Origin of the sequence: Pseudomonas sp. FSL W7-0098, from assembly GCF_005930585.1 — a bacterium.
Taxonomy (GTDB): domain Bacteria; phylum Pseudomonadota; class Gammaproteobacteria; order Pseudomonadales; family Pseudomonadaceae; genus Aquipseudomonas; species Aquipseudomonas bubulae.
Map to the genome: position 1 here is coordinate 62,167 of NZ_RXHW01000008.1, position 24,403 is coordinate 86,569.

The 24,403-nt window shown below is 58.8% G+C and carries 21 protein-coding genes; 6 read left to right on the forward strand and 15 right to left on the reverse strand.

Annotated features, from left to right (window positions below):
• Positions 1 to 117: 117 nt before the first annotated feature.
• The 9 genes from FHL07_RS15905 to quiC form a co-directional block, all read right to left on the reverse strand.
• Positions 118 to 1,437 (reverse strand): TolC family outer membrane protein, encoded by a 1,320-nt coding sequence (locus FHL07_RS15905; protein ID WP_232527621.1) that lies wholly within the window; start codon positions 1,435 to 1,437, stop codon positions 118 to 120.
• Positions 1,434 to 2,762 carry an HlyD family type I secretion periplasmic adaptor subunit gene (locus tag FHL07_RS15910; protein WP_138738684.1) on the reverse strand — a complete coding sequence of 443 codons (1,329 nt, stop codon included), beginning with the start codon at positions 2,760 to 2,762 and terminating at the stop codon, positions 1,434 to 1,436. The genes FHL07_RS15905 and FHL07_RS15910 overlap by 4 nt, the downstream gene beginning before the upstream one ends.
• The gene (locus tag FHL07_RS15915; protein ID WP_095024970.1) at positions 2,759 to 4,504 is read right to left on the reverse strand and encodes a type I secretion system permease/ATPase; all 1,746 of its coding nucleotides are present in this window, start codon (positions 4,502 to 4,504) and stop codon (positions 2,759 to 2,761) included. Before FHL07_RS15915 ends, FHL07_RS15910 begins: the two co-directional genes overlap by 4 nt.
• Before the next feature lie 149 nt (positions 4,505 to 4,653).
• Positions 4,654 to 5,283: a heme acquisition protein HasA gene (locus FHL07_RS15920; protein WP_095031766.1), complete on the reverse strand. Its 630-nt coding sequence runs from the start codon at positions 5,281 to 5,283 to the stop codon at positions 4,654 to 4,656.
• Between the two features lie 102 nt (positions 5,284 to 5,385).
• Complete coding sequence (locus tag FHL07_RS15925; RefSeq protein WP_238705558.1) at positions 5,386 to 7,977, reverse strand: TonB-dependent receptor; 2,592 nt, start codon at positions 7,975 to 7,977, stop codon at positions 5,386 to 5,388.
• Positions 7,978 to 8,285: 308 nt separating this feature from the next.
• Positions 8,286 to 9,284: a FecR family protein gene (locus FHL07_RS15930; protein ID WP_095039260.1), complete on the reverse strand. Its 999-nt coding sequence runs from the start codon at positions 9,282 to 9,284 to the stop codon at positions 8,286 to 8,288.
• An 89-nt stretch (positions 9,285 to 9,373) separates the two neighbouring features.
• Entirely contained in the window at positions 9,374 to 9,880 is a 507-nt protein-coding gene (locus FHL07_RS15935) for an RNA polymerase sigma factor (RefSeq protein ID WP_095039261.1), read from the reverse strand.
• Positions 9,881 to 9,983: 103 nt separating this feature from the next.
• A complete protein-coding gene (locus tag FHL07_RS15940) occupies positions 9,984 to 10,661 on the reverse strand; it encodes a TetR/AcrR family transcriptional regulator (protein WP_138738686.1) in 678 nt (225 codons plus the stop codon).
• Positions 10,662 to 10,728: 67 nt separating this feature from the next.
• Positions 10,729 to 12,639 (reverse strand): 3-dehydroshikimate dehydratase QuiC, encoded by a 1,911-nt coding sequence (gene quiC, locus FHL07_RS15945; RefSeq protein WP_095031769.1) that lies wholly within the window; start codon positions 12,637 to 12,639, stop codon positions 10,729 to 10,731.
• 244 nt (positions 12,640 to 12,883) lie between these two features.
• Between quiC and FHL07_RS15950 the strand changes: the two genes are divergently transcribed.
• Positions 12,884 to 14,212 (forward strand): MFS transporter, encoded by a 1,329-nt coding sequence (locus FHL07_RS15950; protein ID WP_094999385.1) that lies wholly within the window; start codon positions 12,884 to 12,886, stop codon positions 14,210 to 14,212.
• 23 nt (positions 14,213 to 14,235) lie between these two features.
• A complete protein-coding gene (locus FHL07_RS15955) occupies positions 14,236 to 15,120 on the forward strand; it encodes a DMT family transporter (RefSeq protein WP_094999386.1) in 885 nt (294 codons plus the stop codon).
• A gap of 65 nt (positions 15,121 to 15,185) precedes the next feature.
• On the opposite strand, the gene pcaG is transcribed toward FHL07_RS15955, so the two are convergent.
• The 3 genes from pcaG to pcaQ all read right to left on the reverse strand — a co-directional run bounded on the left by pcaG (position 15,186) and on the right by pcaQ (position 17,550).
• A complete protein-coding gene (gene pcaG, locus FHL07_RS15960) occupies positions 15,186 to 15,791 on the reverse strand; it encodes a protocatechuate 3,4-dioxygenase subunit alpha (RefSeq protein WP_133143795.1) in 606 nt (201 codons plus the stop codon).
• A gap of 11 nt (positions 15,792 to 15,802) precedes the next feature.
• Complete coding sequence (gene pcaH, locus FHL07_RS15965; RefSeq protein ID WP_016779340.1) at positions 15,803 to 16,522, reverse strand: protocatechuate 3,4-dioxygenase subunit beta; 720 nt, start codon at positions 16,520 to 16,522, stop codon at positions 15,803 to 15,805.
• Between the two features lie 98 nt (positions 16,523 to 16,620).
• Positions 16,621 to 17,550 (reverse strand): pca operon transcription factor PcaQ, encoded by a 930-nt coding sequence (pcaQ, locus tag FHL07_RS15970; RefSeq protein ID WP_095024975.1) that lies wholly within the window; start codon positions 17,548 to 17,550, stop codon positions 16,621 to 16,623.
• A gap of 202 nt (positions 17,551 to 17,752) precedes the next feature.
• On the opposite strand from pcaQ, the gene ypfJ reads away from it, so the two are divergent.
• On the forward strand, positions 17,753 to 18,646 hold the full coding sequence (gene ypfJ / locus FHL07_RS15975; protein ID WP_094999390.1) for a KPN_02809 family neutral zinc metallopeptidase: 894 nt from the start codon (positions 17,753 to 17,755) through the stop codon (positions 18,644 to 18,646).
• Positions 18,647 to 19,633: a hypothetical protein gene (locus FHL07_RS15980; protein WP_095024976.1), complete on the forward strand. Its 987-nt coding sequence runs from the start codon at positions 18,647 to 18,649 to the stop codon at positions 19,631 to 19,633.
• Positions 19,634 to 19,799: 166 nt separating this feature from the next.
• Here the strand turns inward: FHL07_RS15980 and FHL07_RS15985 are convergent, their stop codons facing one another.
• From FHL07_RS15985 to FHL07_RS15995, 3 genes are all read right to left on the reverse strand, one after another.
• Positions 19,800 to 20,390 (reverse strand): HAD family hydrolase, encoded by a 591-nt coding sequence (locus FHL07_RS15985; RefSeq protein WP_095018403.1) that lies wholly within the window; start codon positions 20,388 to 20,390, stop codon positions 19,800 to 19,802.
• Entirely contained in the window at positions 20,387 to 21,256 is an 870-nt protein-coding gene (gene tesB, locus FHL07_RS15990) for an acyl-CoA thioesterase II (protein WP_094999393.1), read from the reverse strand. The genes FHL07_RS15985 and tesB overlap by 4 nt, the downstream gene beginning before the upstream one ends.
• Positions 21,257 to 21,341: 85 nt before the next feature.
• Positions 21,342 to 21,911: a GNAT family N-acetyltransferase gene (locus tag FHL07_RS15995; protein ID WP_095018405.1), complete on the reverse strand. Its 570-nt coding sequence runs from the start codon at positions 21,909 to 21,911 to the stop codon at positions 21,342 to 21,344.
• A 91-nt stretch (positions 21,912 to 22,002) separates the two neighbouring features.
• Here FHL07_RS15995 and FHL07_RS16000 point away from each other — a divergent pair, with 91 nt between their 5' ends.
• Positions 22,003 to 22,923: a histone deacetylase family protein gene (locus FHL07_RS16000; protein ID WP_095018406.1), complete on the forward strand. Its 921-nt coding sequence runs from the start codon at positions 22,003 to 22,005 to the stop codon at positions 22,921 to 22,923.
• Positions 22,924 to 23,146: 223 nt separating this feature from the next.
• On the forward strand, positions 23,147 to 24,388 hold the full coding sequence (locus FHL07_RS16005) for a TIGR03862 family flavoprotein (protein ID WP_138738687.1): 1,242 nt from the start codon (positions 23,147 to 23,149) through the stop codon (positions 24,386 to 24,388).
• The last annotated feature ends 15 nt before the right edge of the window (positions 24,389 to 24,403 follow it).

Consider the following 24,403-nt stretch of genomic DNA (forward strand, 5'->3'; position numbering starts at 1 on the left):
CACAGGTTCTGATACACCGTGTCGACCGAATCGCGAGCAAGCCCGCTCCCACAGGATCAGCGCAATACCTGTGGGGGCGGGCTTGCCCGCGATGGTAAGGCCGCAATATGGCCATGTTTAATGGGCCCGAAAATACCCCGCCACCTGCCGCAAATCCCCCTCGTTTAATACCCCCGCGTAATACCTGAGCTGTACCCGTGCCAATAAATACGCATAGCGTGCCTCGGCCAGATCCCGCTTGGCACTGAACAACTGCTGCTCGGCATCCAGCACATCCAGATTGACCCGCTCGCCGCCACTCACGCTTTTCTGCGTCGCCTGCACCAGGGCACCGGCGGACTCCACCGCCATTTCATAGGCCCGCACCTTGGCCGCAGCACTGCTATTGAGGTTGTACTGCTTGCGCAGGTCCACCAGCGTGCTGGCTGTTTGCGCGTCCAGTTCATACTGGGCCTGGGACAATTGCCGCGCGGCCTGGCGGGTCGATGCCGACACCGATCCCCCCGCAAACAACGGCACGGTGAGCTGAATGCCGACACTGTTGGTGTCGTATTTCTGGTTATAGGTACTTTCGGAGTCAGAACTGGTCTGACGGCTGCTGGCATACAAGCTGAGTTTGGGCAGATGCCCGGCGCGCTTGCGCTCCACCTCGTACTCGGCCGAGGTCAGCGCATGCTGCTGCGAGGCCAGTTCCGGGTTATTGGCCAGGGCCAGCTCGCGCCAGCTTTCAAAGCGCTGCGGCTCCAGCGGCGCAATCGCAAAGTGCGCCGCCAGCGGGGCCAGTTGCCCGATCTGCAACGGCTCGCCAAGCATCGCCTCCAGCTCCCGCAGGGCTGCGTCCTGATTGTCTTGCGCCTCGATTTCTTCGGCCACCGCCATGCTCAGGCGCGCCTGGGTTTCCAGCACATCTGTGCGGGTGCCCTCGCCGCCCTTGAGCAATCGCTGGTTAAGCTGCAAACGCTCGGCAAAAGCACGCTTTTGCGCACGGCTCAGTTCAATGCGCTCCTGTGCCAGCAAGGCCTGGCTATAGGCATTAAGCAGCCGCACCGCCAGATACTGGCTTTTGCTGCGAAAGCGTTCATCAGAAAACAACGCCTGCGCCGCGCCCTGGCGGAATCGTGCGTAGGCTTCGTAGTCCAGCAGTGGTTGCTGCAAGGTCAAGGTTGCCGCATAACTGCGGTAGTCGCGATCGGTCCGGGTGCTGGCCTGGGTGACTTCAGACTCGTTGCGTGAGTTGTTGTAGTTCCACGACAGGGTCGGCAGCAACGCGGAGCGGCCAAGGGCGCGGTTCTCCTCACCGGCGGCACGCTCTTCGATGGCGGCCTGGAAGGTCGGGTCATTGCGCACGGCCAGATCGTAGGCGTCCAGCAACCCCAATGCCTGCACCGGCCCCGTGCACACCATCAATAATCCACATACAAACTGGCGCACGGTCATTCTTCCACCAATGCCATGTGAGTACGGTCGAGCAGCGGTTTGAACAGGTAATTGAGCATCGAGCGCTCGCCCGTGCGCACAAATGCCTCAACCGGCATGCCCGGGCGAATCTGCAACCCTGCCAACTGGGCCATGCCTGCTTCAGTGACCTGGGCACGCAGTGTGTAATACGGCTCGTCCGTGCGTTCATCGACCTGGCGATCCGCCGACACCAGCATCACTTCCCCCGCCACCCGCGGCGTGCTGCTCTGGCTAAAGGCCGAAAACATCAGCTCCACCGGCAACCCGGCGTGCACCTTGTCGGCCAGCTCGACCGGCACCCGGGCCTCGACCAGCAGGGGCTCGCCCTGGGGCACGATTTCCATCAGCGCCTGACCGGGCTTGATCACCCCACCTTCGGTAAACACATCCAGGCCCACCACAATCCCGGCCACCGGCGCGCGCAACTGACTGTTGGCCAACTCAAACTCGGCCGACGCCAGCCGATTGCGCAGGTCTTCAGTGCGAACCCGGGTATCGGCCAGTTGCGTACGCACTTCCTTTTGATACTCCTCGGCCAGTTGCCGAATTTTCAGACGCATCTCCAGCACTTGTCGCTGTAATTGGCCGATGCGACCGTAGTCTTCACTGATCGAACCCAGCACCTGGGCGTACACCCGCTCGCTGTCCAACAGGCGATTGCGCGGGATATAGCCTTCACGGGCCAGCTCACGCAAACCTTGTAACTGCTCGGCCAGGGCCGTGCGCTGCAGCACCTTGCTGGCCTGGGAGTCACGTACCCCACGCAACTGCGCCTCGGCGCCCGCGATGCTTTCATCGATACCCTGCTGATCCAGCAGCAATGCCTGACGCCGGCTATCGAACAATTGCCGTTGCAAAGCCAGATTGGACGCCACCTCCGGCTCGCTCGCCAATGCCGTCAACTCGGTGGGAAAGCTCACACTGGCCACACCGTCGCGCTCGGCATTAAGCCGCGCTTCACTGGCCAGCGAGCCATAAAACTGGCTGCGCAAGGATTGGGCCTGACCCAGCAGCGGGGTTTCCTTCAAGCGAATCAGTACCTGGCCTGCGACCACCTTGTCGCCGTCGCGCACATCGATGCGCTCAACAATCCCGCCGCTGGGGTGTTGCACCACTTTGCGATGGCCCGAAACCATCACCTTGCCCGACACCGCAACGCCCTTATCCAGCGGTGCCAATGCGGCCCAGCCGAGAAATCCGAGAAAGCCGCCGAGCATCAACAACCAGCCCAGGCGCGCATATCGGGTGTCATCCAGTTGCAGCACATTGCTGTCGCCAACGGCCTTGGCATTTAACTGCGTCATGCCTTGTTCGCCTCTGCCGTACCGAGCCGGTAGCTCACGTTCATCGCCGGCTTGGGCGCCGCAGGTTTAGCTGCAGCGGGCGCGCCGAGCACCTTGGCCGTGGGGCCAAAGGCTTGTAGCTGGCCTTCGCGCAGGATCAACAGTTGGTCGGTGAGGGTCAGCACATTGGGTTTGTGGGTGATCAAAATCAGGGTTCGCTTGTGCTGTTTGAGCTGGGTAATGGCCTGCAACAAGGCCTGCTCCCCGGCTTCATCGAGGTTGGAGTTGGGTTCGTCGAGCACGATCACCGCAGGCAGACCGTACAGCGCGCGGGCCAGGCCGATGCGCTGCTTCTGCCCGCCGGACAAACCAGCGCCACCCTCGCCCAGGCGCGTTTCATAACCGTCGGGCAATTGCAGAATCAGCTGATGCACACCCGCCAGTTGCGCGGCGGCCAGTACCTTGTCGGCATCCACCTCGGCAAAGCGTGCGATGTTTTGCGCGATGGTGCCGGCAAACAGCTGAATGTCCTGGGGCAAATAACCCAAGTGCGGGCCAAGCTGGTGTTTGTCCCACTGCGACAGCTCGGCACCGTCCAGCCGCACCTTGCCCGCCAGCGGCTGCCATACGCCGATCAGCAGCCGGGCCAGGGTTGACTTGCCGCAACCAGAAGGCCCGATCACCCCCAGCACCTGCCCGGCCGGCAGGGTAAAACTCAGGTTGGCCAGGGTGGCGCGACGGGTGCCGGGCGCACTGGCGCTCAATTGCTCCACCGCCAGCTCGCCCCGTGGCGCGGGCAAAGCCATGCGTTGCGCCCGAGCCGGATAGCTGTGCAGCAAGGCTTCGAGACGCTGATAGGCCAGCCGCGCCGAACTCCACTGTTTCCACACGCCGATCAACTGATCGATGGGGCTCAACACCCGGCCCATCAGAATGGAGCCGGCAATCATCATCCCGGCCGTGATCTGCCCCTGCACCGCCAGCAAGGCACCGAGGCCAAGCACCAGGGATTGCAGGGCCAGACGCACGCCCTTGGACCAGGCGCTGACGGTGGCGGTTTTTTCGCTGGCCAGATTCTGCTGCGCCAAAAAGGCCGTGTGCTGCGCCAGCCAACGCCCGCGCAAGGTGTCGAGCATGCCCATGGCTTCAATGGCCTCGGCATTGCGCAGATGCGCGCTGGCCTGCTGGGTGGCCTGCACCGACAACTCGCTGGCGGCCTTGAGCGGCGCTTGGGAAACGCGCTGATTGACCCACGCCAGCAGCATCAACAGCACCGCGCCGCCCAGGGCCAACAGCCCCAGCCAGGGGCTGAACATAAAGATCACAAACAGATACACCGGAAACCACGGCGCGTCGAAAAACGCGAACAGCGCATTGCCCGTCGCGAACTGGCGCAGGCTGGTGAGGTCATTCAACGCCTGCGCTGCTGCCGGACTGCCGGTGCGCAATTGCGCCTCGAAAGCGGCGTCGTAGACGCGCTGATTCAAGCGCATGTCCATCTGCGTGCCGAGGCGGATCACCACCTGGCTACGCACCCACTCCAACGCCCCCATCAGGCCAAACAGGCCGAGGATCATCAGCGTCAGCATCAACAGGGTCATTTGATTGCCCGATGCCAACACCCGGTCATATACCTGCAGCATGTACAGGGCCGGGGCCAGCATCAGTAAATTGATCACGGCCGAGAACAGGCCGATATTGAAAAAAGCACGTTTGTAGGCCGTCAAGGCAGCCAGCATCTCGTTGGCTTTGGGCCGGGTCATGGAAAGATTCCGAGGATATGGGCCGAAAACCCTGTGGGAGCTGGTTTGCCTGCGATGCAAGCGGCGCGGTCTGACTGCCAGACCATGCCGATGCCATCGCGGGCAAGCCCGGCTCCCACAGGATTGGAGTTCACTGAGGTGGGCGGGAGTTACGCCGCCAGTGCCCAGTCCTGAGCCACATCCAGCACGCCAATCAGGCTGATATCAGCCGCCAGTGGTGCATCGGCGTGAGCCAGGCCGGCCGCAGCCAGTTGGTCGAAGGTCGAATCGGTAGACAGGCCGAACCCGCTCAGCAGGTTGTTGAGCACGCCTTCCAGACCCGATACGTCGCCTTTCATCAGGCCGTAGATCACGTCCTGAACAGCGTTGCCAGCACGGCCAGCATCGCTGGCGGCAGACAGGTCGAGGCCGTTGAAGGAGGCGGTGTAGTCGCCCAGCGTGAAATCGCTGCCCTGACCGCCGCCCAGATAGTTACCCAACTGCACGTTATCCAGATTGCCCCACAAAAAGTGGTTCATGTTGTCGCCCGCGGACAGCTTAGGGTTGAACACATAATTCAAGCCATTATCCGTATCGCTCTCTGCCACGAAGGCGTAGGACGAACCGTTAGCGCCCTGAGTTGCATATTGCTCGCCCGTCATTGCACGGCCACCTGTGTTGAAACCACCGGTATGGGCTGCACCATGATCCGCGGTGCGGAAGCCGGTCGACCACTCACTCAATACGTCTTTAACAGAAATATCGCCATACACTGAGTTGTAAGTTACCGAGATAGTCATATTTACTTTCTTCCATTGATAGATTTAGTGACAACCTGCACACGTCTGCGTGCTTTTGCTCAACACGAGCAAAATCTTTAACAACGACAGAATCGCTGTTTTTTAAAATTTGTATTCGAGCATTCCGCTCAATGTACGACCCCGAGCCAAACTCAAGTTATTGGCATCGCCCATGGCAACGAAATATGCCTCATCAGTGGCGTTCTCCAGCACTAACGTGAGGTTCACATCATTAGTGGGCCAGTAACTGGCATACAGGTCATACACACTGTATTTGGGCCAGGTCGCTTGTTCGATATTGTAATAATTATGAGCGTTCATATCGGCACCGTTACCGCGGCTATAGCGCAAACGAATTCCCGTGTCCAGGCGTCGCTCCAGAAAGCGCGCACCAACGGTTAAAGATCCCCGGTCTGCGGGCATATGCGCCGCGCTGCCCATGATCCCGCCGCACGCGACGTAGCTGTTGCTTTTATCATCATCCAGGTACTCATACTCGCTCACTTTTCTAAAGCCCATTGTCCCATCCGGCTTTACATAACGTTCCAAATAACTCTTCAGGATTTTTCCGGTTTTTTTGGCGCCCCCAAGATAGTGATCATTTGCACAAAAATCATTAGCGCCAATCATATGGGTGTAGCTTAAATTGGTATACGCATGCCCCATATCATAGTTGAGCTGATACTCAAGCCCCCTAAAACGGGTGTCATTCAAATTATTAACATATGCCAGATCACCAAAATTATTTGATGCTTCAGGCAGCGCGATACCGTACTGCATAAACGTAAAGTTTTTGATGCGATTATCAAAGTAAGATACTTTCACGCCCAGCCGGTCATTATTAAAAAACAACGATTCTTTAAAAATATTGAAGCCCACTTCCCAGTCTCTGGACTCCTCGGCTTTAAGGAATGGGTTGGGGAACACCCGTTCAGGGGCATTACCGCCATGGGGCCGCCCAGTCATCAATACTTCAGTCACTGCTGGTGGTCGCCAGCCTTTGCCCCAGCGTGCATATAACTGCAGCCAGTCCACACCCGGCTTGATGGCAAGACCGAAGGTCGGTGAAAACTGGCCACTCTCTTCGTCCAGGTCATAGGTATCCTCGACACGCTTAGCAGGGTTTTGGTCGACTATTGGCACACCATTTTCATGGCGAATTATTTCTCTACGATAGATCGTCATCCCCGTCTTGCCTTCAAGGCGATAGCGGTCATAGCGCAAGCCACCATTGAGGGTCAACCAGTCGTTGTAGTTGTACTCCAGATTGCTGAACAGGCTGGCCATAGTGCGCTTGCCAGAAGGGTCGGCACCATCAACATAAGGTTTTACCGCTTCACTCAAGGCCGCAACTTTATTGCTCTTTGGCTTGAAGGTGTCCTGGTACATCTCCAGGCCATAATTCCAGGTTAAAAGACCGTAGGAATCGAAGTTGAAGCGTGATGTATTCTCGCCTTGCAGCCCCCAGGTATCGGTACGGAAATAGTCCTTGTACGGGTCGTAGTTGTTCCTTACTTCGCTCGTCTGGTGCCCGGCGTTGGAACGCACCAGTTCAGTGGTGACGTAATACAGCTTGGCCTTGAAATCGATCAGTTCGTTGTCGGGATTAAAGCTGTAGTCCAGCCCGAAGTTGGCGGTGCCCAGATTGTTCTTGCTGTGGCGGACGTAGTCATAGTCCGTCTCGTTGTTGATCGCGTAGGTCCATGAATCATTGCTGTCGCTGTCGGTATTCAGATAGCTCAGTTGTACACGCTGATCATTGGGCAAGTTGAGGCCGAACTTGACCATCTGCGAGCGCGTCACGCTGCCTGCATCCCCCACCTCATTGTTCAGCCAGTTGTTCCAGGCTTCGCGGCGAGTTTTTTTGACGCGGATTTCATCCCCCAGGTTGTCAGCGTTTTGCCGGCCACTACGGTAGTTGCCGAAGTGTCGTTCACTGTAGGCAAACAAGGCATCGCCAATGTCGTTTCCAATGGCGAACACTCCACCACCGTTGAAATAAGTACCGTTACCCAATTCACCGATACCGCTACCTGCCCGGATACGTCCGCCGAACTCTTTGCCATCTTTCAAAAAATCACTGGCTTCGATGGTTTTAAAGGTGGCGATCCCCCCGAGTACTGCAGCACCGCCCATGCCCGACTGAGTGCCTTTATCAATTTCAATACTTGAGATCATCTGCGGATCGATCAGCATCACGCCGTTGCGATGCTGGTGACCATTGACGCTGAAGTCCTGGCGCATGCCATCAACGTTCATGTTGACCCGGCCATAGTCCTGAAGACCTCGGATATTGATCGACAAGCCTGGGTCGCGTTGGTCTACTGCGGTGTAGACACCGGGGGTTTCTTCGAGCATGTCGGCTGTGTGGCGGGGGGCGCGCTTGTTGATTTGCTCGCTGGTAATCACGGACACCCCTTCAGGCGTCTGATAAACCCAATCCGCCGTATTACCCTCACTGGCCGTCACCGAGGTGGTGCCCAGGGCCAGGGCGCCGTTGTGTTCGCCGCTGACGCGGGTCAGGGTGATCTGGCGCTCGCCGGTAAAGCGATATTCCACCGGGTTGTTGCCCAGCAAGCGCGCCAGGCCTTCCTGCACGCCAAGGTCGCCATTCAGCGCCACGGAGCTCAGGCCGCGCAGCATCTGGCTGTCAAACAGCACTTGCAGGCCCGCCTGTTCGGCGAAGATCAGCACGGCCTTGTCCAGCGGCTGGGCCGGAATATGGAAGGCGATAAATTCTTGCTGAACGGCGCTGCTGACTTTTTCTGCGGCCTGCACCGGCATTTGCGCCGCCAACAGGGCGACAATCCCGACATGAACTGCAAAGGCTAACCGACTTGCGGATTGCACCCCTTTGCGCTGACTACCCATCATTTTTATTTTCCCCAGGCTTACGAGCTGCTTTGCGAATGAATCTCAATAGCAAGACGTAAGATGGGGGAAAAGTCAGTAAAGGTTTTTGCGATTAATTTTCAAAAAGCGCTGCAGAGCTTTGTGGTGGCTCAATACACCAGGCTCACGCCCGCCAGTTCGACGCGCTGCACCTGCAACTCCTGGGTAAGGGTGTGCAGGGCGCTGTCGAGCATTTCGAGGCGGAATACGCCGCTGACCTGTCGACTGGCCAGGGCCGGGTTGGCCAAGATGATCTGGCCGGGGCGATAGCGGTTGAGCTGCTCGATCACATGGCCCAATGGCTGGCGGTCAAATACCAGCACACCACGGCGCCAGCTGGTGGCTGCGCTCAAGTCGAAACCGGGCAGTTTTTCTACACCCTGCGCTGCGCTGTAGCGGGCGCTCTGGCCCTCCTCAAGGGTTTGCTGCGCTGCGCCTTGGGCCGGCGGCGTTTGCAGGCTCACGGCAACGCTGTGTTGCAGCACGCCGACCCACGCCTGATCGCGGCTTTCGCGGCCCACCACAAATTGCGTGCCCAGCGCTCGGGTACGCCCGCCCGCACTTTGCACCACAAAAGGCCGGGTTTCGGCTTCGCCCATGGGCGCCACGTCAAACACCGCCGAACCCGCCAGCAGGCTGATACGCCGCTCGCCAGTGTCGTAGTCGATGCTGATGGCACTGGAGGCATCCAGCTGTACCGAGCTGCCGTCGTCGAGCTGAACCGTGCGGATTTCTCCCGCACCTGTGCGGTAGTCGGCCTGCATCTGTATCAGTATCGTCGGGCCGCTAAACCAGCCAACTGCGACTACCAACGACAGCACTGCAGCACGTCCGGCCCAGCGCAACGGCCGTCGACGTCGGCTCACCGGCGCGGGTCGGGCTTCTGCTGGTCGCTGGCGATGGGCTACAGGACGCGGCTCCAGCGCCAAATCCCCCAGCGCTGCCCAGGTCTGCTCGGCAAAGCGCAAGGCCTCTGGATGGCGCTTATCGGCCGCCAGCCACTGCTCCAGTTGCGCCTGCGCCTCCTCGCTCAACGCACCCGCGTGCAGACGCACCGCCCACTCGGCGGCCGCTTCAGTAATGCTCTGCTGTTCGGGGCCTTGGCTCATCAGGTGTGAATCTCTATTTCTCGTTATATATAAGCAGTGACGTCTCGCCGGCTAAAACTCAGTAAGCCGTTCATCCACATATTTGAAAGTTATTTCTCGGGCTCTTGTAGACGCTGCATGACGTAAGCCAAGGCTTTCGACAGATGCTTTTGCACCGAGCTGTCAGAAATTTCAAGATGGCGCGCAACTTGAGCATGGGTCATGCCCTCGATGCGGTTGAGACGGAAGATTTCCTGGGTGCGTTCGGGCAATTCGGACAATGCCTGCTTTAGAGCCATGCGCTGTTGTTCAGCCATCGCCTGGGCCTCCAGCCCTGCCATTTCGTCTTCGATTTCGGCCAGTGCTTCATGGGGGACCGTATCGGTCTTGCGCCGGGTTTCCTGACGAATGTGATCGACCAGCAGGTTGCCAGCAATGCGATAGAGGTAACCGGGGGAGTTGTCGATGTGCTCTTTGCGGCCACGCTCGGCCATGCGCAGAAAACTTTCCTGCACCAGGTCCGCGGCCAGCTGTGGGTCTCGTACCTTGCGCGCCAGATACCCGCGCAGGGTACTGGCATGCTTGAGGAACAAGCCCTTGAGATCCGTATCCAACAAACCGACTCCCTGAGCATGAAGGAAAGGGGCCGCTATCTTACTTTTTGTCGAGAATGATTTTCAATTGGTATTGTGTTTCATTAGTACAAAGTGTGCCGCCTGTTCACGCCTGCAAATAGCGCAATACGGCATCACACATCATGTCGCGCTGACGCTGCTTGACCTGCAGATCAGAGAAGTCGATCTGGAAAATTTCACCCAGGGTGTAGCGATTTGATACGCGGTAAAAACAGAACGAGCTGACCAGCAAATGCACATCCAGCGGGTTGAGCCCGGCGCGGAACACTTTTTGTTCCACACCACGCTGCAGGATCTTTTCAAGTGCCTGCACAATCGTGTCGTTCATGGCCTTGATGCCTTCGGAGCGCTTGATGTACTCGCCCTTGTGGATATTTTCGATGCTGACGATACGTACAAAATCCGCATTCATGTCGTGGTGGTCGAAGGTGAATTCCACCAGTCGTTGAATCGCCAGAACCGGCTCAAGCTGATCCAGATTCAAGCAGCTTTCGATGCTGCGGATTTCGCCGTACAACTTCTCCAGCACCTCGACGTAGAGTTGCTCCTTGCTGGTGAAGTAGTAATAGATCATGCGCTTGGAGGTTTTAGTGCGCTCGGCAATCGCATCCACCCGCGCCCCCGCCAGGCCTTGTTCGACGAACTCGACAATGGCTTCTTGCAGGATATTTTCCCGGGTCTTTTCAGGGTTGTTCTTACGGCTTTTACGCGGTTCGACTACCGGTGCCGTGGCGCCGGTATCGACTTCTGGAGTATTGGTCATTTAAGGCTCACGGCCAGGTTGGAGTGCCCGGGATTATGGGGCGCCCCGCCCCATGAAGGAAGTCGCCCTACAACTTTGCCTGACGCACCGCACCACTGCGTGACTTGGCCATCGCCGCCAGGCGCACCGCAACGTTCGCCGCGCCATACCCGGCATAGCCATTTTTGCGTTGCAGCAGCTCGAAGAAAAACCGCCCTTCAAACGCCTCGGTGTACACATGAAACAGCTCGCCACCCTGGGCATCGCGGTCATACAGCACGTTGAAATAGGCCAGTTTGCTCAGGAATTCGTCATCAAAATCAAAGCGCGCCGCCAGGTCGTCGTAATAATTGAGCGGGATATCCAGCAGCGGCACGCCTGCGGCTTTGGCGCGACTGACTTCGGCGAACAGGTCGTCACACTCAAAGGCGATATGGTGCACACCCGAGCCGCGATAACTCGACAGAGCATGTGAGATCGCGGTGTTTCTGTTTTCGGAAATGTTCAGCGGCAAGCGAATCGAGCTGCAACGGCTACGCAGCGCGCGGCTCTTTACCAGACCATAGGGGTCGGGGAGCACCACTTCGTCATCGGCTTCGAAATCCAGCAGGCTCTTATAGAACAGTACCCAGCTGTCGAGGCTGTCGGCGGGTAATGCCATCGCCATATGATCGATGCGTTTAAGGCCGCCCTGGGGTGATGGGGCTGACGTGAGGTTGAAGTCAGATTCATACAACGGCTTGCCGGTAGCGTCTTTGTCCACCAGATAAATCAGGCTGCCATCGGGCGCACGCACTGCCGCCAGCTCCAGTTCGTTAGGGCCGACCAGCCCGCGATAAGGCTGCCCCTTGTAGGCCACGGCACGGGCCAGTGCGCTGGCACTGTCTTGCACCCGAATGGCAGTGGCACATAAAGACGGACCGTGGGCCTCAAAAAAGTTATGGGCAAAAGAATAGGGTTCGGCGTTGAGGATCAGGTTGATATCACCCTGGCGCAGCAAGCTCACATTTTTTGAGCGGTGCTGCCCGGCCTTGCTGAAACCCAGGCGCTCAAGCCAGTGGGTCAGTTGCGCGCCCTGGCTTTCATCCACGGCAAATTCGAGAAACTCGATGCCATCGTACGAACTGGCAGCGGGCGGGGCGAACAGTGGCTCCAAGGTAGCGACCGGGGCATTTTGCAGGGCAAGCCGCTCGCGGGTTTTCTCTTCCAGATACAGCAACGAACGCAAGCCATCGGCCGCATTGGCGCGGGGCGGAGCGGCGCGAAAACCGTCGTTGAAGATCTCCAGCGACAGCGGCCCGGTGTAGCCACTTTGTATGATCGGTGCCAGGAAGCCTGGCAGATCGAACTCGCCCTGCCCCGGGAAACAGCGGAAGTGACGGCTCCACTCCAGCACATCCATCGCCAGAATCGGGGCGTCTGCCATCTGTACAAAGAAGATTTTGTCACCGGGAATCTGCGCAATGCCACTCGGGTCACCCTTGAGGGACAGGGTGTGGAAGCTGTCGAGCAATACGCCGAGGTTGGGGTGATCGACCTCGCGCACCAGGTCCCAGACCTGTTGCCAGGTGTTTACGTGACGGCCCCAGGCCAGGGCTTCGTAACCAATACGCAGATTGCGCGCCCCGGCGCGCTCGGCGAGCAGGCTCAGGTCATCGAGCAGAATCTGCCGGTCACCCACCGAATCCGTTGCGGCATTGCTGCACACCAGCACCAGATCGGTGCCCAGCTCCTGCATCAGGTCAAACTTGCGTTCGGCGCGGTCGAGGTTGCGGGCCAAACGATCGCGGCGGCAGCCTTCAAAATCACGAAACGGCTGAAACAGGCTTATTTCCAACCCCAGATCGGTACATATCTGACGCACCTCTCGGGGGCTGCCGTCATAATACAGCAGGTCGTTTTCAAAAATTTCGACCCCGTCAAAACCTGCCGCCGCAATGGCATCGAGCTTTTCCGGCAGGGTGCCGCTCAAGGAAACCGTGGCGATCGAACGCTTCATTTATAACTCCCAGGATTGGCGCAGCCTGCAGGCGACGGCATTTCTTAATGGCTTGATTATTAAGGGCGCCCTATTATTGAGCAACCAATCTGTACCAACCGGTTAGTTTTGCGTGCGATTATCGAACAATATGGCCTATCTTGAATTGACGACTTTTTGTCCACTCGCCACCATCAAGCCCGTACTCCCTGCGTCACTTGTTGTGCAACACCACATAAAAATTCCAAGAAACGGGTAAACATCCATGGTCCCTTCTCCGACTGCACGCACCACTTCTGCCCATGCTCCAAACGCAGGAATCGGTGACAAGATTCGCGGCACCCTGGCGACTGGCAAAACCCGTTGGGGCATGCTCGCACTGGTGTTTTTCGCCACCACCCTCAACTTTATCGACCGTGCTGCCCTGGGCGTAATGCAACCGATCCTGGCCAAGGAGATGAGCTGGACGGCGATGGATTACGCCAACATCAACTTCTGGTTTCAGGTGGGCTACGCCATCGGCTTCGTGCTGCAAGGCCGACTGATCGACCGTGTCGGGGTCAAGCGCGTGTTCTTCTGCGCCGTGTTGCTGTGGAGCCTGGCCACCGGCGCCCATGGCCTGGCCACTTCGGCGGTGGGCTTTATGATCTGCCGCTTTATCCTCGGCATCACTGAAGCCGCCAATTACCCGGCCTGCGTAAAAACCACGCGCCTGTGGTTCCCGGCCAGCGAGCGCGCCGTGGCCAGCGGCATCTTCAACGCCGGCACCAACGTAGGCGCCATGTTCACGCCGATGATGTTGCCGCTGGTACTGCATGTGTGGGGCTGGCAGGCGGCCTTTTTGTGCATGGCAGCCTTGGGCGGTATCTGGCTGATCTTCTGGGGTTTGAAGTACTACAACCCGGAAGAGCACCCGACCGTCACCAAGGCCGAGCTGGACTACATCCAACAAGAGAAAGAGCCTGAGCAAACCACCGTCTCGTTCGGCACCATCCTCAAGATGCGCGGCACATGGGCATTCGCCTTGTCCTACGCCATGACGGCACCGGTGTTCTGGTTCTACCTGTACTGGCTGCCGCCGTTCCTGAACCAGCAATACAACCTGGGCATCAGCGTGACGCAAATGGGCATCCCGCTGATCATCATCTACATCACTGCCGATTTCGGCAGTGTGGGCGGCGGGATCCTGTCATCGGTTCTGATCAAACGCGGCATGGCGGCAGTCAAGGCGCGCCTGGTGTCGATGCTGTTGTGTGCCATCAGCATCATCGGCGTGGTCATGGCCGCAGGCTCCAGCCAGCTGTGGGTCGCCGTGGGCGCCATTGCCCTGGCCCTGGGTGCGCACCAGGCCTGGACGGCCAACGTGTGGAGCATGGTGATGGACTACACGCCCAAACATATGATGGGCACCGTGTTCGGCTTTGGCGGCATGTGCGCTGCGATCGGCGGGATGTTTATGACCCAGTTCGTGGGCTATGTGCTGACGGTCACCAACAATAATTACACCTTGCTGTTCACCATGATTCCAGCGATGTACTTCATTGCGTTAGTGTGGATGTACTTCATGGCACCGCGAAAAATCCCGCAGGTTTAGCGCATAGAACACCGAGGTATTCGATGACATTACCCACACCCCTTTCGGGGGTGAACCAACCCTTGAAGGGCATCTTGCTGATTGTGACGGCCACAGCGCTGTTCTCCAGCCACGATGCGCTGTCCAAGTACCTCAGTGGTTTTTACCCGGTGGTGATGGTGGTGTGGGCACGTTACCTGGTGCATACCGTATTGATGGCAGGGATCTTTCTGCCGCAGTCGGGGTTGCGTGTACTGCGCAGCAAACGGCCTTTGCTTCAGGTGTTGCGGGCTATCTGCCTGCTGGGCTCGGGCCTGTTCTTCACCTATGGCTTGCTGTTTATCCCGCTGGCTGAAAATACCGCGGTCAACTTTCTGGCACCGCTGCTGGTGGCGGCATTGTCCGGGCCGCTGCTGGGCGAGACGGTCACGCGCGGGCAATGGTTGGCGGTGGTGTGCGGCTTTATCGGCGTGGTCATCATCATCCACCCGGGTGGCGAACTGTTTACCCCAGCGGTGTTATTGCCGATGGCGGCGGCGTTGTGCTTTAGCTGCTATCAAATCCTCACGCGCAAGCTCAGCGCGTACGACAGCCCTACCACCAGCAACTTTTTTGCCGGGTTGTTCAATGTGCTGGTGATGAGTGCGCTGGTGCCTTTTTTCTGGCAAACGCCAACCCTGACCCACGGCCTGCAAATGCTGGCTTTGGGCAGCCTGGGCATGACTGCGCACTTGCTGCTGACCCAATCGTTTCGCGTTGCTGCACCGGCATTGCTGGCGCCATTCAGTTACTGCCAGATCGTATTCTCGGGGATATTGGGCTGGTTGCTATTTGACCACACACCAGATCTGGCCAGCCGGGTCGGTATTGCGATTATCTGTGCCAGCGGGTTGGCGGCGGCGTGGCAGCAGCGGCGCAGCCGCACATAATTCCCGTAGCAGCTGCCGAAGGAACGAGGCAGCTGCTACAGATTTTGCATTTGCCTCATATCCTTTTAAAAGTCGAAGAACACCGTCTCGCCTTCGCCCTGAATGCGGATGTCAAACCGATAGGCCGTTTTGCCATTTACTTCGCAACGCTGGGCGATCAGGGTTTCACGCCGTTGCGGCTGTTCGATCAGGTTAAGCACCGGGCACTTGGCATTGGCTTCTGGCTCATCGCTAAAGTACAGCCGCGTCTGCAAATGGATGTTGATACCCCGGGCAAACAGCGACACGTTGATATGCGGCGCCATCGGCACGCCAGCTGCGTTGTTCACCACGCCCGGCTTGATGGTATTGAGTGCCCACTCACCCGCATCGAAGGTGGTGGCGGTGCGACCAAAGCTGTTGAAGGCTTTTTCCGAGTCGAAGTTTTCGTCATAGACCCCTTTATGGTCGGCTTGCCAAAGCTCCAGAAAAGAGTCGCGCACCAGGTGGCCATTACCGTCATAAACGTTGCCAAACAGCACAATATGCTCGCCCGCAGCATCGGGTCTGGCCATTTCGCTCCAGATTTCCTCTGGACGCGACGGGTTGCCGGCCGCAGCCAGCGCCAGGCCGATATGCACGTAGGGGCCAGCAGTTTGCGATGGGGTTTCCGGTAGCAGTTCGATAGGCATGACGGGGCTCCTCAGCAGTTTTCGAAGTGAGTCTGGCGCTGACCGCGCAGCACAATGTCAAAACGATAGGCCAGACAATCCATCGGATTGGCCGCGCCCATGTCCAACCGGGCAATCAGGCTCTGCACGGCATCGGCGTTGGTAATCGATTTGACGATCGGGCACATGGGGATCATCGGATCACCTTCGAAGTACAGCTGGGTAATCAGGCGCGTGGCAATCGAGGGGCCACTGATGGAAACGTGGATATGCGCCGGGCGCCAGTCGTTTGGCCCGTTGCGCCACGGGTAGGGCCCTGGCTTGACAGTGCGAAAGCTGTAATAACCTTCACTGTCGGTCAGGGTGCGGCCCACGCCGCCGAAGTTTGGGTCCAGCGGCGCCAGGTAGCGGTCGTTCTTGTGACGATATCGACCGCCTGCGTTGGCCTGCCAGATTTCCACCAAGGTATGAGGAATCGGCTTGCCATATTGATCGCGCACGCGACCTGCCAGGATGATCCGCTCGCCTATCGGCAAACCGCCATTATTGAAATTCAGCAGCAAGTCGTTGTCGAACTTGCCGAACTTAAGGTGGGAAAAGTCAGGCCCGCTGGTCTCACTCACCGATTGCGGGATGCTCACCAGCGCCTGACGCGGGGAACGGGCAATGGAAGTCTTGTAGTCAGGGGTCAGAGCTTTGGGGTGCCAGTTGCGGTCACGGATGATAAAGCGCCGGCTGTCTGCATCAGACATGTCGATCTCCTGTTGTTTTTATAAAGGCTGGGCGCCAGTTTTAACCAACAGGGGCGTAACGACTATTGAAAAGGCCAGGCCTATCCATAACCAAATGGTTATGGATAAATGCCTTCGCCGTAAGCTTGGCCCAATTCACGCAAAACCTCGACACACCCTTGCGCTGCCACCGACATCGGCACATGGGCGTTGCTGCAAATACCGATCGAACCGCCCGGCTCACGCTGGCCCAGGTCGATTTCTTGCAGCTCGCCACTGGCCAGGTCCAGGCGCACGGCATCCAGCGGGGCGATCCACACCGCATCATTGCGCAGCACATAACGCCGGCTGAGGGTGATCGACAGGGTTTCCAGGCGCTGGCGGGACTGGCTGATGCCGCACTGCACAAACAGGCTGTCGGCAAAGGTGCGAATGGTGGTGTTGGCCAATGGCAAAACCAGCGGGTAATTTTCCAGCTGGCTGCGGTCCAGCGGTCCCCGGATCAAGGGGTGATCTGCGCGCACCACCAGGGTCATGGATTCGCTGTAGAGATGCTCAAAATTCATACCCTGAATTTCCGGGCTATCGGTCATGCGCCCCACTACCAAATCGACATCGCCTACCCGTAACTGCGATAACAGATAGGCGCTGGGCCCGGTCACGACGCTCACCACCAGCGACGAATGCCTGGCGTGCAGGCGCTGCACCAACTCGGGTATCAGCAGGCTTTCTACCGTCGACAACACCCCCAGACGCACCATACCGCCCACGTATTCGCCACCCCGCAGAGCATTCACACCTTCACGCAAGGCCTGCACCGAAGGTGTCGCATAACGCAGAAAGGCCACCCCGGCCTCGGTCAGGGTGACCCCGCTTTTACTGCGTACAAACAGGCTGACCGTCAGTAACTCCTCAAGCTCCTTGAGGGTTTTTGACATCGCCGGCTGGCTTACCGCCAGCACATCCGCCGCCCGCGCCAGGCTGCCCTGGCGCGCCATCTCCAAAAAGCATACGAGGTGGCGGTACTTGATACGGGTATCGATATTCACAGGGCTAACAACTCCGGGGCGGGGATTGGCGTGGCGTATTCAACCACTTCAGCCCGATGCCCGGAACTGTATTAAGGCGTTCAGGTCTTTTTAGCGCAATGCCATACTCGCCCCCCCACCCAAGAAACGTCTGACAGCCGGGCTGGCATTGTCCCGACTCAGCAACAACACTTGAACACACGATTTATCAGAGGACTCCCCCATGCTTTGGAAAAAAGGTCGACGTAGCGATAATGTCGAAGACGTACGCGATCAAGGCACCGGTGGTGGTGGCGGGATGCGGTTTGGCGGCGGCAAAGGTCTGAGTTTGATGGCCGTGGTGGTGATTGTTGGCATCGGTTTGTTGACCGGGCAGGACCCCATGCAGATCCTCGGACAGTTAAGCGGCCAGCTCACCGAACAGTCTTCGCCTCAGGTCACCCAGCCAGCCGGTCGCGCACCGGCGGCCAATGACGAGCAGGCCGATTTTGTACGGGCGATTCTGGGTGACACAGAGGACACCTGGCGCCAAGTGTTTCAGCAAGCCGGACGCAGCTATAAAGACCCGACCCTGGTGCTGTTTCGCGGCCAGATCAATTCGGCCTGCGGCTTTGCAACAGCTGCCAGCGGGCCGTTTTATTGCCCGGCCGACCAGAAGGTCTATCTGGATATGAGTTTCTTCCAGGAAATGGCCCAACGCTTCAAGGCTGCTGGCGATTTTGCCCAGGCTTATGTGATCGCTCACGAAGTTGGCCATCATGTGCAGACCTTGCTGGGCGTGTCGTCGAAAATGCAGATGGCCCGTCAACAAGGCAAACGTATGGAAGGCGATGGTGGCTTGCTGGTGCGCCAGGAATTGCAGGCCGACTGTCTGGCCGGGGTGTGGGCCAACCTTGCGCAAAAACGTCACAATTGGCTGGAAGCAGGCGATATAGAATCGGCCTTGAACGCCGCCAATGCCATTGGCGATGATCGCTTGCAGCAGCAAAGCCAGGGCCGTGTGATGCCGGACTCTTTTACCCACGGCACATCGGCACAACGGGTGAAGTGGTTCAAGACCGGTTTTGCCCAAGGCAATATCAACCAGTGCGATACCTTCTCGGCAGCGAGGCTTTAAATGGGAATACGCTCTATCGCTTCATTAATAGGCCTGATGCTGGTCTGCTCTGTGGTTCAAGCAGCCGAGCACGGAGTTAAAGAACTCAGCCCCGAACATCTCAAGATCGGCCCCGGCGAGTTGAGTGTCGGGGTGAGTCAGGACTGGAAACAGCCACTGCCTCAGGTGCAACGCGCACTGATCGTGATTCATGGTCGTCTGCGCAACGCCCAGACGTATTTACACAGCGCCGAGCAAGCCGCGACGCAGGCCGGGCAGCTGTCCACAACCCTGGTCATTGCACCGCAGTTTCTCAATGAAAGCGATGGCTCGCGCCATACCTTGCCCGACAATGTGCTGCGCTGGCATGCCAATGACTGGATGGCCGGTGCCCCTGCTGTGAGCCCACAGGCACTGAGTTCCTACGCGGCACTGGATCAGATACTTGAGCGTCTTGATGACCGCAAGCGCTTCCCGGCCTTGCGCGAGGTGGTGATTGCCGGGCACTCCGGCGGCGCCCAAGTGGTGCAGCGCTATGCCCTGACCACCCAGGCCGACAAGGCCTTGCAGGCAGATGGGATCAAGGTGCGCTATGTAGTGGCCAACCCGTCTTCTTATGCCTACTTCAATGCACAGCGACCGATTCCGACCTTTGATGCTGCAAACTGCCCGGGCTTCAATACCTGGAAATACGGGCTCAAGGATCTGCCAGCCTACGCAGATGGGCAAAAACACCGACAGTTGGAACAGGCCTATATAGAGCGCGACATTACCTATCTGCTAGGCGCCAAGGACATCGACCCCAACCACCCGGCGCTTGATAAAGGCTGCGAAGCCGAGGCCCAGGGGGCGTTCAGGCTGGTAAGGGGCAAGAACTACTTTGAGTATTTGACCCAGCGCCATCCACAAGGGCTCAATCAACGGTTGATTGAAGTGCCCGGGGTGGGGCACAACGGCGATCAGATGTTTACCTCGCCTGAAGGTCAGAAGGCGTTGTTTGGCGAGTAAGAGCACCCTTTGTAGCAGCTGCCGAAGGAACGAGGCTGCGTTCGATTGCAAAGCGATCGTGAAGTCTGAGTGCACGGTTTAACTGACTCACCGCGCTGCCTGGATTTACGACGGCGTCGCCGTCGAACGCAGCCTCGTTCCTTCGGCAGCTGCTACGCGTATTTCGTTAACCGAGCAACCGGCGCAGCGCGTAGCAGTCTTTGGCATGCCAGTCGGTCAGTTCCGGCCACGGGTTTTCAGGAACATTGACCAGTACGGTTTTGCTGCCTGCCGCGCGACCACACGCCAGGTCAAAGTAGTAATCCCCCACCATTACCATGTTCGCCGCTGCTACATCCCATGCCCGCGCCAGTTGCAGCAGGCCGTCCGGGTCGGGTTTGTGCGCCGCGTTGTCCCGGCCCAGTACATCCTCGGGCGCAAAGCATTCGCCCAGGCCAATGGCCTTGAGGGTGATATGCGCCAGCTCCTGTGCATTTCGGGTCAGTATCCCCAGACGACAGCCACGAGCCGCCAGGTCGCGCACCAGCTCAACCGCGCCCGGCGCGGCAGTGGAGGCCTGTGCCAGCTCGCGCTCGTGCTCCAGCAGCCAGGCGTGTTTGGCCGCCGCCACCTCGGTGGGCAGGCCGTTGAGATGAGTGAGGATATCGGCATCCGCCGGGATCTCCAGCTCACGGCGGATCAGGGCAAAGTCATGCACGGCAACAGTCAGGGTGCCGTCCATGTCGAAAACCCAGTGTTTGACGTCCTTGAGTGTCATGCCCAGTCCTTGCGATGGCGGATCAACCCTTCCTGCGTGACAGAAGCCACCAGTTGGCCAGCGCGGTTGTAGACACTGCCACGGGAGAATCCACGGGAATTGCCCGCCCATGGACTGTCCATGGCGTAGAGCAACCAGTCATCGGCACGCAGGTCGGCATGGAACCACAGTGCGTGATCAAGGCTGGCGACCTGCATATCGTTTTGCCATACCCCTTTGCCATGGGGCAGCAAGGACGTGGTCAATAAGCCGAAGTCCGAGGCGTAGGCCAGCAGGTACTTATGCAGCGCCGGGGTATCGGGCAAGGTGCCGTCGGCGCGAAACCACACGTACTTGATCGGATCAGTGACCTTGGGGTTGAACGGGTCTTCTCCTACCACCGGGCGGAACTCGATAGGCTTGGCGCACAGCAGTTTTTCCCGCATCGACTCGGGGATCAGGTGCGCACGCAGGCGCATCATGTCCAGTTCCGAGGGAAGATTCTCAGGGCCCACAACGTCAGGCATAGTCGTCTGATGTTCAAAACCGCCTTCGTCGTACTGAAACGAGGCGCTGCTGGTAAAAATCGGCTGGCCCTTCTGGATCGCGGTCACCCGGCGCGTGCTGAAGCTGCCGCCGTCCCGCACGCGATCAACCTGATACACCACGGGCAAACCGGCATCACCAGGGCGCAGGAAATAGCCGTGCATGGAATGCACATGGCGGGCGTCTTCAACCGTCTGGCTCATGGCCGACAGCGATTGACCGAGCACCTGACCACCGAACAACTGGCGAAAGCCCAAGTCCTGACTGCTGCCGCGAAAGAGGTTCTCTTCGATCGGTTCCAGGGTCAGCAAATTGACCAGATCATCCAACACTTGGCTCATTCAGATTCTCCTCACACAGAGCATTACCGTCGTAATCTTCGTTACGCAGGTCAAAATTTTCGGCTTGCGCCGCTAAACACACCGCCTAGCCGTGCAGGGTTTCCAGCCACTGTGCCCGCGTGATCCGGTACAGCACATGGGGTCTGAGCGGGTCGCCTGCGGGCAGCAAGGGGTGTTCAAAATCACCGTCGACATCGTGCTGCATGCCAATCGCCTGCATGACTTTTTGCGAGGGCAGGTTCAGCTCGCTGGTAAACGACACCACCTGGTCCAGGGCCAGGCGATCAAAGGCGCAGCGCAACACGGCCCAGGCCGCCTCACTGGCGTAACCCAGGCCCCAGTGTTCGGGAGCCAGACGCCAGGCGATTTCTACGGCAGGGGTAAACGGCGCCTCGAACGACACATTCATCAGCCCGGTAAAGCCGATAAAGGCACCGGTGTCCTTGCGCTCCAATGCCCATACCCCGTAGCCATATTCGGCAAAGTGACCACGAACCCGGCCAATCAGCGCGGCGCTTTCAAGGCGGCTCAGGGGCGCCGGAAAATAGCGCATCACCTGAGGGTCGGCGCACATGGCAGCGAACTCGGGCAAGTCTGTGTCACGCCAGGGGCGCAAGTGCAAACGGGCACTTTCGAGCTCTTTGATCTGCTCCATCCGTCCTCTCCGATTTGTTACCGGGCTTTACATATGATGAGAGTGTACAGCGCTGGTAATATCCAGCGCTCGTTACGACGCGAAAATCCCTATGCCAGTGCCGCTGATTTACCACGATGACTACAGCCCGCAGTTCCCAGCGGAGCATCGTTTTCCTATGGATAAGTTCCGCCTGTTACGCGATCACCTGGTCGACTCCGGGCTGACCCTTGATGCAGAGCTGCTGCGTCCCGAATTATGCCCTGTGGATATCCTCGCCCTGGCCCATGACCGCAGCTATATCGAGCGCTATATGGCAGGCGAGCTGGCCCGCGAAGATCAACGCCGCCTGGGCCTGCCCTGGAGCGAGGCACTGGCGCGACGTACCGTTCGCGCCGTGGGCGGATCTCTGCTGGCCGCCGAGCAGGCGCTTGAGCACGGCCTGGCCTGCCATCTGGCGGGCGGCACTCATCACGCGCACTACGATCACCCGGCGGGTTTTTGCATCTTCAACGATCTGGCGATCATCAGCCGCTATATGCTGGAAAGCGGCCGGGTAAACCGCGTACTGATTTTTGACTGCGATGTGCATCAGGGCGACGGTACTGCGCGAATTCTTGAACATACGCCGGATGCCATTACCGTTTCCCTGCACTGCGAAAAAAACTTTCCGGCACGCAAGGCGCAAAGCGACTGGGACATCGGCCTGCCTATGGGTATGGGCGATGCTGAATATTTGCAAGTGGTGGACGAGGCGCTCAATTACCTGCTGCCGTTGTATCAACCGGATCTGGTGCTGTATGACGCCGGGGTCGATGTGCATAAAGACGACGCCCTGGGCTATTTGAAGCTCACCGATGAAGGTGTGGCGGCCCGTGACGAGAGCGTGATGCGCCACTGCCTGGGTCGCGACATACCGGTGGTCGGGGTGATTGGCGGCGGATACAGCAAGGATCGCAAGGCCCTGGCGCGCCGCCACGGGATATTGCATCACAGTGCACAGAAGGTCTGGCTGTCATCAGGTTGTCACTGAGGTGTGATTTTACCCACAATGCCTGTGGAACTGCCTGTGGATAACCTGAGTGAAAGCGCCTGCAGGGCACAGAGAACATGGCCTCCAGAAGGCTGTATGTTTTTCGTACAGCCATCGCTATCTCTGTAGCAGCTGCCGAGGGACGAAGGCTGCTGCTACAGGGGATCTGCTCCGCCCAGTCAGGTAGAATGCCCGGCCTATTTCGCCGATTTGCAGCCCTGCCATGACTGAACCCTCCACACTCCCTTCCCGTCACGTCGCCATTATTGGCGGTGGCCCCGCCGGTTTGATGGCCGCCGAAGTGTTGAGTCAGGCGGGGATGAAGGTCGATCTCTACGATGGCATGCCGTCGGTGGGCCGCAAGTTTCTGCTGGCCGGGGTCGGCGGCATGAATATCACCCATTCCGAAGCCTACCCGGCTTTCCTGTCGCGCTACGCCGAACGCGCACCGCAGATGGCACCGTTGCTGCGCGCCTTCGATGCCGATGCGTTGTGCCAGTGGATTCATGAGTTGGGGATCGAAACCTTTGTCGGCAGTTCCGGCCGGGTGTTCCCCACCGATATGAAAGCCGCGCCGCTGCTGCGCGCATGGCTCAAGCGCCTGCGCGAGTCCGGTGTAGTTATCCACACCCGCCACCGCTGGCTGGGTTGGCAGGCCGATGGCCAGTTGCTGGTGGACAGTCCCGAAGGCCAAAAGCAGCTCAACCCCGACGCGGTGCTACTGGCCCTGGGCGGTGGCAGTTGGGCGCGACTGGGCTCGGACGGTGCCTGGATGCCCTTGCTGGCTGAGCGCGGCGTTGACCTGGCCCCCTTGCAGCCGAGCAATTGCGGGTTTGATGTGGCGGGCTGGAGCGAGGTGCTGCGCAGCAAGTTCGCCGGCGCCCCGCTGAAAAACATCGCCATTGCCCTGGAACACAGCACGCCGCGCCTGGGCGAATGCGTGATTACCGCCACAGGCATTGAAGGCAGCTTGATTTACGCCTGGTCGGCGCCGATTCGTGAAGCGATCAATCAACAGGGTGAAGCGACGATCCTGATCGACCTGCTGCCGGGCAAGCCTGTGGATAAAATCCAGGCAGCCTTGGCCAAACCCCGCGGCTCACGCTCGATGAGCAAGCATTTGCACAGCCAGCTGGGGATTGATGGGGTAAAAGCGGCGCTGTTGCGCGAGCTGGCGCCTGCAGAATGCTTCAATGACCCGGCGCAACTGGCTCAGGCCATCAAGGCGCTACCGTTGAAGCTGATAAAAGCCCGCCCCTTGGACGAAGCCATCAGCAGCGCCGGTGGCGTGCGGTTCGAGGCTGTGGATGAAAATCTGATGCTCAGGCAATTACCCGGCGTGTTCAGTGCAGGCGAGATGCTGGATTGGGAAGCTCCCACCGGCGGCTACTTGCTCACGGGCTGTTTTGCCAGTGGTCGTGCCGCAGGGTTAGGGGTATTAAGCTGGTTGAAGGCTAAACGTTGACCGTCCCTGTGGGAG

What these genes read in the sequence shown, in the direction of transcription:
- FHL07_RS16000 (WP_095018406.1), top strand. Translation starts at nt 22,003, where the DNA reads ATGCCAGTGCCGCTGATTTACCACGATGACTACAGCCCGCAGTTCCCA.
- FHL07_RS15980 (WP_095024976.1), top strand. Translation starts at nt 18,647, where the DNA reads ATGGGAATACGCTCTATCGCTTCATTAATAGGCCTGATGCTGGTCTGC.
- FHL07_RS15950 (WP_094999385.1), top strand. Translation starts at nt 12,884, where the DNA reads ATGGTCCCTTCTCCGACTGCACGCACCACTTCTGCCCATGCTCCAAAC.
- tesB (WP_094999393.1), bottom strand. Translation starts at nt 21,256, where the DNA reads ATGAGCCAAGTGTTGGATGATCTGGTCAATTTGCTGACCCTGGAACCG.
- quiC (WP_095031769.1), bottom strand. Translation starts at nt 12,639, where the DNA reads ATGAAGCGTTCGATCGCCACGGTTTCCTTGAGCGGCACCCTGCCGGAA.
- FHL07_RS15920 (WP_095031766.1), bottom strand. Translation starts at nt 5,283, where the DNA reads ATGACTATCTCGGTAACTTACAACTCAGTGTATGGCGATATTTCTGTT.
- ypfJ (WP_094999390.1), top strand. Translation starts at nt 17,753, where the DNA reads ATGCTTTGGAAAAAAGGTCGACGTAGCGATAATGTCGAAGACGTACGC.
- FHL07_RS15910 (WP_138738684.1), bottom strand. Translation starts at nt 2,762, where the DNA reads ATGACGCAGTTAAATGCCAAGGCCGTTGGCGACAGCAATGTGCTGCAA.
- FHL07_RS15905 (WP_232527621.1), bottom strand. Translation starts at nt 1,437, where the DNA reads ATGACCGTGCGCCAGTTTGTATGTGGATTATTGATGGTGTGCACGGGG.
- FHL07_RS16005 (WP_138738687.1), top strand. Translation starts at nt 23,147, where the DNA reads ATGACTGAACCCTCCACACTCCCTTCCCGTCACGTCGCCATTATTGGC.
- FHL07_RS15915 (WP_095024970.1), bottom strand. Translation starts at nt 4,504, where the DNA reads ATGACCCGGCCCAAAGCCAACGAGATGCTGGCTGCCTTGACGGCCTAC.
- pcaG (WP_133143795.1), bottom strand. Translation starts at nt 15,791, where the DNA reads ATGCCTATCGAACTGCTACCGGAAACCCCATCGCAAACTGCTGGCCCC.
- FHL07_RS15985 (WP_095018403.1), bottom strand. Translation starts at nt 20,390, where the DNA reads ATGACACTCAAGGACGTCAAACACTGGGTTTTCGACATGGACGGCACC.
- FHL07_RS15995 (WP_095018405.1), bottom strand. Translation starts at nt 21,911, where the DNA reads ATGGAGCAGATCAAAGAGCTCGAAAGTGCCCGTTTGCACTTGCGCCCC.
- FHL07_RS15930 (WP_095039260.1), bottom strand. Translation starts at nt 9,284, where the DNA reads ATGAGCCAAGGCCCCGAACAGCAGAGCATTACTGAAGCGGCCGCCGAG.
- FHL07_RS15955 (WP_094999386.1), top strand. Translation starts at nt 14,236, where the DNA reads ATGACATTACCCACACCCCTTTCGGGGGTGAACCAACCCTTGAAGGGC.
- FHL07_RS15940 (WP_138738686.1), bottom strand. Translation starts at nt 10,661, where the DNA reads ATGACCAATACTCCAGAAGTCGATACCGGCGCCACGGCACCGGTAGTC.
- pcaH (WP_016779340.1), bottom strand. Translation starts at nt 16,522, where the DNA reads ATGTCTGATGCAGACAGCCGGCGCTTTATCATCCGTGACCGCAACTGG.